Origin of the sequence: Mesorhizobium sp. M7A.F.Ca.MR.176.00.0.0, assembly GCF_004023165.1 — a bacterium.
Lineage (GTDB): Bacteria > Pseudomonadota > Alphaproteobacteria > Rhizobiales > Rhizobiaceae > Mesorhizobium.
In genome coordinates, this window is the sequence record NZ_RZTC01000042.1 from 4,612 (window position 1) to 13,018 (window position 8,407).

Consider the following 8,407-nt stretch of genomic DNA (forward strand, 5'->3'; position numbering starts at 1 on the left):
TTTTGCGCATGACCCCGAAAATCAAAGTCGATTTTCGGGGTCATGCGCGGGGAGGAACGGCATGTACACGAACACACTCAGCTTCGGGCATGACGAGGAGATCGAGGCGCTGCGCGACTTGGTGCGGCGCTTCGCCCAGGACCGGATCGCTCCGATCGCCGCCGACATCGATCGCTCGAACGAATTTCCGGCGCATCTGTGGGGTGAACTCGGTGCGCTCGGCCTGCTCGGCATCACGGCCGATCCCGATTTCGGCGGCAGCGGCATGGGCTATCTCGCGCATGTGATCGCCGTCGAGGAAATCTCGCGCGCTTCGGCCTCGGTCGGCCTCTCCTATGGTGCTCATTCCAATCTCTGCGTCAACCAGATCAACCGCTGGGGAACGCCAGCGCAGAAGGGAAAATTCCTGCCGCCACTGTGCTCGGGCGAGCGGGTCGGCGCGCTGGCGATGTCGGAACCCGGCGCCGGCTCGGACGTCGTCTCGCTCAAGCTGCGTGCCGAAAAGCGCAACGACCGCTACGTGCTCAACGGCACCAAGATGTGGATCACCAACGGGCCTGACGCCGAGACCCTGGTCGTCTACGCCAAGACCGACCCGGACCTGAAATCGCGCGGCATCACCGCCTTCATCGTCGAGAAAGCGATGGCCGGGTTTTCCGTGGCGCAAAAGCTCGACAAGCTCGGCATGCGCGGCTCCAATACCGGCGAACTGGTTTTTTCGGATGTCGAAGTGCCGTTCGAAAACGTGCTGCACGAGGAGGGCCGTGGCGTCGAGGTGCTGATGTCGGGCCTCGACTATGAGCGCACCGTGCTTGCCGGCGGCCCGATCGGCCTGATGGCGGCATGCCTCGACGTGGCGATCCCCTACGTGCATGAGCGCAAGCAGTTCGGCCAGGCGATCGGCGAGTTCCAGCTGGTGCAAGGCAAGCTGGCCGACATGTACACGGTGATGAATGCCGCGCGCGCCTATGTCTATGCCGTTGCCGCCGCCTGCGACCGCGGCCAGACGACACGCAAGGACGCCGCCGGCTGCGTGCTGTTTGCCGCCGAGAAGGCGACGCTGATGGCCCTCGACGCCATCCAGCTGCTTGGCGGCAATGGCTATATCAACGACTATCCGACCGGCCGCCTGCTGCGCGACGCCAAGCTCTACGAGATCGGCGCCGGCACCAGCGAAATCCGTCGCTGGCTGATCGGGCGCGAGATCATGGCCGAGGGGGTGTAGGTATGGCCACATTGCAAACCCAGATCTCTCCTTCCTCCGAGGCATTCCGCGCCAATGCCGAGCGCATGCGGGCGCTGGTCGCCGACATTGCGGAGAAGGCGGCGGCCGTCGAGCGCGGCGGCTCGGAGGAAGCGCGCGAGCGGCATGTTTCGCGCGGCAAGCTGTTGCCGCGGGAGCGTCTCGCCCAGTTGCTCGACACCGGCTCGCCCTTCCTCGAGATCGGCCAGTTCGCGGCATGGTCGATGTATGGCGAGGAGATCTCTTCGGCCGGCATGATCGCCGGCATCGGCCGCGTCGAAGGCACCGAAGTCATGGTCGTCGTCAACGACGCCACGGTGAAGGGCGGCACCTACTATCCGCTGACCGTGAAGAAGCATTTGCGGGCGCAGGAGATCGCGCTGCAGAACAATCTGCCTTGCATCTACCTCGTCGACAGCGGCGGCGCCAACCTGCCCAACCAGGACGAGGTGTTTCCCGACCGTGAGCATTTCGGCCGCATCTTCTACAACCAGGCCAACATGTCGGCCGCAGGCATTCCGCAGATCGCCTGCGTCATGGGTTCCTGCACGGCGGGCGGAGCGTATGTGCCGGCGATGTCCGACGAGACGATCATGGTGCGCAACCAGGCGACCATCTTCCTCGGCGGTCCGCCGCTGGTGAAGGCGGCCACTGGTGAAGACGTCAGCGCCGAGGATCTCGGCGGAGCCGATGTGCACACGCGGCTTTCCGGTGTTGCCGACCACTATGCACTCGACGACGACCATGCGCTCGCCATTTGCCGACGCATCGTCAAAAACCTGAATCGGAACAAGACTGTAAGTCTGAACTTACAGAAATCGATTCCGCCGCTTCATCCCGCGGATGAACTGTACGGCATCGTGCCTACCGACCTGCGCCAGCCCTATGACGTCCGCGAGGTGATCGCGCGCATCGTCGACGGTTCCGAATTCGACGAGTTCAAGCAGAACTACGGCACCACGCTGATCACCGGCTTTGCCCATCTGCATGGCATGCCGGTCGGCATCATCGCCAACAACGGCGTGCTGTTTTCCGAAAGCGCTGTGAAGGGCGCGCACTTCATCGAGCTGTGCTGCCAGCGTAAGATCCCGCTTGTCTTCCTGCAGAACATCACCGGCTTCATGGTCGGTCGAAAATATGAAGCAGGCGGCATCGCCAAGGACGGCGCCAAGCTGGTGATGGCGGTCGCCACCGCCAGGGTGCCGAAGATGACTGTCATCATCGGCGGTTCGTTCGGCGCCGGCAATTACGGCATGTGCGGCCGCGCCTATTCGCCGCGCTTCCTGTGGATGTGGCCGAACGCCCGCATCTCGGTGATGGGCGGCGAGCAGGCGGCAACGGTGCTTGCCATGGTCAAGCGCGAAGGCATCGAGCGCAAGGGCGGAGAATGGAGCGCCGAGGAAGAGGCGAAATTCAAGAAGCCGATCCTGATGAAATACGAGCATGAGGGCCATCCGCTCTATTCGTCCGCACGCCTCTGGGACGACGGCATTATCGACCCTGCGAAGACGCGCGACGTGCTGGCGCTCAGCCTGTCCGCTGCGCTCAACGCCGAAATCGAGGACACGCGCTTTGGCGTGTTTCGGATGTGAGAATGGACGGTCAACTTCGACGGCCAAACGGCGGAACTATAGCGGCAGGCCGTTGCTGCCGTGCGAAAAGGCTGAACTGTATGGGCCAATCGATTCATCAGCATAAGCGGCTTCGATTCTCAAACAGTGAACTGGCGGCGAGGCAAAATATTCGCTACTGCTTATCCAGCATGGGGCAATGGGGACGGGCTGAAAATGAAACTGAAATATTGCCAGGGAACGGCTGCTTCGATACTTTCTGTATTTCTAATATTAACAGCGACCGACGCCGGCTCGGCGGAATCGCTCGCAGGACGCAAGGGAGACGTGCGTTTTCCGCCGACCTTGGGTTCGGGCGAATGCAACGTTGCCTACAAGGGTTATGTCGCGGCGAGCGGTCATTCGGCCTACGCTACAACCTTTTATTCGCGTGTCGTCGACCTCTACATTGTCTGCGGGACGAAGCTCAACGCGCCGTCCCAGAAGGCGGCGGAAGAGACGGCGCTGCGCAATTGCCAAGCCGGCTTGACACGGTGGAAGCTCAAGACCGCGAGTGGCGGCTGCGCAATCTCGTCATCGAAATAAGCAACCAGCCGAGACTTTTTTGCGAATGGGGGAAGCAGTATGAAATCCTGGACCTGCAAAGGAGCAGCCACCTCTATAGTGGCAGGCTTGCTGATCGTGGCGGCCCCCACCGCCGCCATGGCCGGATCGCTGGCAGGCAGCAAGGGCGACGTGCGCTACCCAGTGACCATTCCTATAGGAACCACCGGGGGCTGCGGGAAGGCTTACGCAGCGTATCTCGCAGCCGCAGGCCATTCGGCTTTCGCGGCGACGCCAATCGTTCCGGCGACCGAGTACTTCGTTTGCGGCGTGAAGCTGAATGCATCGTCGCAGAAGGCGGCTGCGGAACTGGCACTGAAATCCTGTCAGGCCAGCAAAAGCAAATACAAGGTTACCGTTGCCGGCGCCTGCAGCATCGCCGCGTCCAAATAGGCCGGAAAACGCCCGGTTTTTCTCGTTGGGTAAGACAAGATGAAATCCACGAATTCCAGGCGAACAGCCATGGCGATATTGGCCGGATTGCTGACGGTCGCCGCGTGCGGCGCGGGCATGGCCGGCTCACTCACTGGAAGCGAGGGAGACAAGCGTTTCCCGCCGTACCTGCCGCGAAATCCCAAGGATCCCTGCACCAAGACCTACAAGGCCTATGTCGCGGCCGGTGGCCATTCAGCGTACGCAACCACGCCCTACGCGCGGATAATGTCGTCGTACATAGTTTGCGGCGGTCACCTCAACGCACCATCTCAAAAGAGGGCCGAAGAGTTGGCGATGAAATCCTGTCAGTCAACCCGCGGCCACTACAAGGTCACGACCGGCGGCGCCTGCGAGATCGCTGCCTCCAAATAGGCTGGCGCCTGCCAGAATGGCGCTGCTGCCCGAGGCAAAACCGGGAGGCTCCATGTTCGCCAAGATCCTGATCGCCAATCGCGGTGAGATCGCTTGCCGTGTCATCCGGACGGCGCGCAAGATGGGTGTGCGCACTGTCGCCGTCTATTCGGATGCCGATGCGAGATCCCTGCATGTCGAGATGGCCGACGAGGCGGTGCATATCGGCCCCTCGCCCGTCGGCGAAAGCTATCTGCGCGGTGACAAGATCATCGCCGCGGCCCTGGCAACGGGCGCACAAGCCATTCACCCCGGCTACGGCTTCCTGTCGGAAAATCCCGATTTCGTCGACCAGGTGGTGGCGGCGGGGCTGATTTTCATCGGCCCGTCGGCGGCCTCGATCCGGGCCATGGGGTTGAAGGACGCGGCCAAGCGGCTGATGGAAAAGGCCGGCGTGCCGGTCGTGCCGGGCTACCATGGCGAGGCGCAGGAAATCGTGCTGCTTGCCTCCAAGGCACGCGAGATCGGCTATCCCGTGCTGATCAAGGCGCGCGCCGGCGGCGGCGGCAAGGGCATGCGCCGGGTCGAGCATCCCGATGAGTTTTCCGAGGCGTTGTCCAGCGCGCGGCGCGAGGCGAAAGCCGCGTTCGGCGACGACCGCGTGCTGGTCGAAAAATATGTCGACAAGCCGCGCCATATCGAGGTGCAGGTGTTCGGCGACAATTTCGGCAATGTGGTGCATCTCTACGAGCGCGACTGCTCGGCGCAGCGCCGCCACCAGAAGGTGATCGAGGAATCGCCCGCGCCCGGCATGACCGAGGCTTTGCGTAAGGCGATGACGGATGCGGCGGTGAAGGCCGCCAAGGCGATCAATTATTCAGGCGCCGGCACCATCGAGTTCATCGTCGATGCCTCGCAGGGCCTGAAAGCCGACCGCTTCTGGTTCATGGAGATGAACACCCGCCTGCAGGTCGAACATCCGGTCACCGAAATGGTGACCGGCACCGATCTGGTCGAGTGGCAGTTGCGGGTCGCCAGCGGCGAAAAGCTGCCGAAGACGCAAAGCGAGATCGCGCTCGTCGGCCATGCCTTCGAGGCGCGCATCTATGCCGAGGACGCGACGAAAGGTTTTCTGCCGGCAACGGGCACGCTGCACCATCTGAAATTTCCAGACGCGGCCTCCGAATGCGCCACGATGCGCATAGAGACAGGCGTGCGGGCGGGTGACGCCATCTCGCCCTATTACGACCCGATGATTGCCAAGCTGGTCGTCCACGCCACGGACCGTCAGGGGGCTCTGGGAGCGCTTGGCGCGGCGCTATCCCGGACCGAGATCGCCGGCTCGACGGTCAACACCGCCTTTCTCGCCGCTCTGGCCGCCGATCCGGATTTCGCTGCAGGCGATGTCGACACCAGCCTGATTGGCAGACACCAAGAAACCTTGACGACCGTCCCGCCTTCGAGCGACGAAACCATTGCTGCCGCCGCCCTTGCGGCCTCCGGGGCCGGAGCATCGCCGTCATCCGACGATCCGTGGTCGTCGCTTGTCGGCTATGCCCATTTCCACAGCGTGGCGCGACGCACATGGCTGAAGTTCGGCGAAGACGATATCGCGGCGAAGGTTTCGGTGCGGGCGGACGGACGATTCCAGGTCGCGCTGGACAAACCCTATGGCGACACCAATTCGCATGATTTTCGCGCCACGCCGCGCCTCGCCCGCTGGCCAGGCCATATCACCGTGTTCGAAGGCGCCGTCGGCTACACCTTCGCCGTGCCGGACCCGTTGGCACGGGCCGATGAGGCGGCGGCAAGCACCGGCAGCCTGCGTGCGCCGATGCCGGGATTGGTCAAGCTGGTGCGCGTGGGAAAAGGCGATACGGTGATCAAAGGCCAGCCGCTGCTGATCCTCGAGGCGATGAAGATGGAGCACACCATCGCCGCGCCGCATGACGGCGTGATCGCCGAGATCGCCACAGAGGGCGCACAGGTCACCGACGGAACGGTGCTGGTGCGGTTCGTCGAGGAGCACAACGCCGCGACCACAGCAGTGAGCTGACGGTTCGGAAGGCCACGACAGGGGAAGCAAAAAAATGGCCGGGATGAACCCGGCCATTTCTCTATGCCATCCAGTCGCCAGGGTGGCGATTACTGCGCGATCGGCGCGTATTTGCCGTCATGCCACTGGTTGATGTCGTAGCTGGCATTCTTGAGGTCGCCCTTCTCGTCGAAGGTGACATCACCGACAACGGTGCTGATCGGCGTACCGTTCTTCAACGCTTCGGCAACCTTGGCCGGGTCGTCGCTGCCGGCACGCTTGATGCCTTCGGCGAAAGCCTGGATGGTGGCGTAAGAGAACAGCGTGAAACCCTCCGGCACGAAACCACCGGCCTTGATCTTCTCGACGGCTGCCTTGGCTTCCGGCTTTGCCTGCGGATCCGACGGGAAGACGAACATGGTGCCCTCGCCGGCCGGGCCGGCAACCTGCCAGAATTCCGGCGAGGCGATGGAGTCCGGCATGATCAGCTGGAACTTCAGGTTCTGTTCCGCCGACTGACGCAGGATCAGGCCGGCTTCAGGATGGTAGCCGCCGAAATAAACAACGTCGGCTTTCAAATCCTTGAGCTTGGTGACGAGAGCCGAATAGTCCTTCTCGCCAGCGTTGATGCCGTCATAATAGACCTCCTTGAGGCCGCCGGCATTCATCGTTGCCCTGACGGCGTCAGCCACGCCCTGTCCGTAGGCGCTCTTGTCATGCAGGACGACGACATTCTTGCCGGCAAACTTCTTGGCGATCCATGGGCCGATGAAGGCGCCCTGCGCATCGTCACGCGTGTAAAGGCGCATGATCGTCGGCCAGCCGGCCTTGGCTGCCGCATCGGTCAGCACCGGGTTTGACGAGGCCGGGCTCATCATCAAGGCGCCGGCTTCGGCATAGACAGCCGAGGCCGGAATGCTGGAACCCGAGCAGGCATGGCCGTCGATGAACTTGACGCCATCGGCGACGACGCGGTTGGCAACCGACACGGCCTGCTTGGGATCGCATTGGTCGTCTTCGATGCTCAGCTTGATCTGACGACCGTCGACACCGCCCGCGGCGTTGATCGCATCGGCGGCAGCCTGTGCGCCCTGCTTGAACTGATCGCCGATGGTGGCGAGCTGTCCTGTCATCGGGCCCACCACCGCAAAGGTGATGTCGTCTGCGAGTGCGACCGGCGTGCTCAACATCAGGCCGAATATGGCCGCGTTCAAAATACTCAATTTTTTCATGATGGTAGAACTCCTCCACTCACGCGCGGCCGCCCCGGCCGCGCTTCTTCCAGAGAGGCCGGACAATTTCACCCTTCATTGAGCCTGTCTAGGCGCATTGGCGCCGCTCGATTGGGCCTGCAAGACGTCATCCACGCAAAAAGCCACGCCAGCCTTGTTCCGGCTGGTCGCGGCTTTTTTGCCCGTCGAGCAATCTCCAGGCGCCCCCGCGCCTAAAAATCCGCTCAGCTTCCCTGTGTCGCGCACGACTGGGCCTTGCGGCCTGCCGCGTTCTTTCCCTTGCCTTCGTGACCGTCTTGCGCGGCCTTCAATTTCGCCGGGTCTGGCCGTCTGTGCGGCCTTGATCCCGGAGCTTCCCTGTCTTCGATGGATCTGTCTGCGATTGGCAGATTTCAGTGCATGGTCATCCATTCGCGGGCTTCGCGCAGCGCCGTGGCGATCTCGACCTTCGACATGGCGGCCGACAGTTCCGAGCGCAGCTCGGCGGCGCGGGCCGAGCCCTTGATTGCGGCGATGTTGAACCATTTGTGGGCGGCAACGACATCGGTCTCGCAATCGCGGCCGGTCGCATACATCATGCCCAGTTCGAAAAGGATGTCGGCCTGAGCAGTTGCTCCCATGGCGCCGAAACCTGCTTCAAGCATTTCAAAACGTGCCATTTCAATCCCCTGTTTTCCGGCCCTGTCAGGCTCCCGAGAGCTGCCTTCTTTCGTCTTGCCGGCTGCTCTTCCGATGCTTTCGAGAATGCCGTGCAGGCTTGAATCCGTCGTTAAATGGCGTGCTTAATTTGAGGAAAACAAAGCTAAAACAAGAGGTAAACGCCGAAATTCGTTAAGGATACAAACCCAGCAATTCAGCCTGCTTGCCTCAAATTTGACGAAAGTTTTCTCGCGCGGGGGCAAGACTTCGCTAACCACGGCAGACAAAGGCGATGCGC

The 8,407-nt window shown here is 62.3% G+C and carries 8 protein-coding genes; 6 read left to right on the forward strand and 2 right to left on the reverse strand.

The features are described from left to right. Positions 1-61: 61 nt before the first annotated feature. The 6 genes from EOB59_RS35660 (at position 62) to EOB59_RS16020 (ending at position 6,259) form a co-directional block, all read left to right on the forward strand. Entirely contained in the window at positions 62-1,225 is a 1,164-nt protein-coding gene (locus tag EOB59_RS35660) for an isovaleryl-CoA dehydrogenase (protein ID WP_127396810.1), read from the forward strand. Between the two features lie 2 nt (positions 1,226-1,227). After that, positions 1,228-2,835, forward strand: coding sequence for a carboxyl transferase domain-containing protein (locus EOB59_RS16000; protein WP_127810904.1), 1,608 nt, complete (start codon positions 1,228-1,230; stop codon positions 2,833-2,835). 195 nt (positions 2,836-3,030) lie between these two features. Beyond that, a complete protein-coding gene (locus EOB59_RS16005) occupies positions 3,031-3,399 on the forward strand; it encodes a hypothetical protein (RefSeq protein WP_127269365.1) in 369 nt (122 codons plus the stop codon). A gap of 39 nt (positions 3,400-3,438) precedes the next feature. Next, positions 3,439-3,810, forward strand: coding sequence for a hypothetical protein (locus EOB59_RS16010; RefSeq protein WP_127322446.1), 372 nt, complete (start codon positions 3,439-3,441; stop codon positions 3,808-3,810). A gap of 69 nt (positions 3,811-3,879) precedes the next feature. After that, the gene (locus tag EOB59_RS16015) at positions 3,880-4,224 is read left to right on the forward strand and encodes a hypothetical protein (protein ID WP_236382870.1); all 345 of its coding nucleotides are present in this window, start codon (positions 3,880-3,882) and stop codon (positions 4,222-4,224) included. 52 nt (positions 4,225-4,276) lie between these two features. Continuing rightward, positions 4,277-6,259, forward strand: a complete 1,983-nt coding sequence (locus EOB59_RS16020; RefSeq protein WP_128288778.1) for an acetyl/propionyl/methylcrotonyl-CoA carboxylase subunit alpha — start codon at positions 4,277-4,279, stop codon at positions 6,257-6,259. A gap of 89 nt (positions 6,260-6,348) precedes the next feature. Here the strand turns inward: EOB59_RS16020 and EOB59_RS16025 are convergent, their stop codons facing one another. Both EOB59_RS16025 and EOB59_RS16030 read right to left on the reverse strand, forming a co-directional pair. Beyond that, positions 6,349-7,470: an ABC transporter substrate-binding protein gene (locus tag EOB59_RS16025; protein WP_127810906.1), complete on the reverse strand. Its 1,122-nt coding sequence runs from the start codon at positions 7,468-7,470 to the stop codon at positions 6,349-6,351. 392 nt (positions 7,471-7,862) lie between these two features. After that, positions 7,863-8,129 carry a sel1 repeat family protein gene (locus tag EOB59_RS16030; RefSeq protein WP_013532614.1) on the reverse strand — a complete coding sequence of 89 codons (267 nt, stop codon included), beginning with the start codon at positions 8,127-8,129 and terminating at the stop codon, positions 7,863-7,865. Between the last annotated feature and the right edge of the window lie 278 nt (positions 8,130-8,407).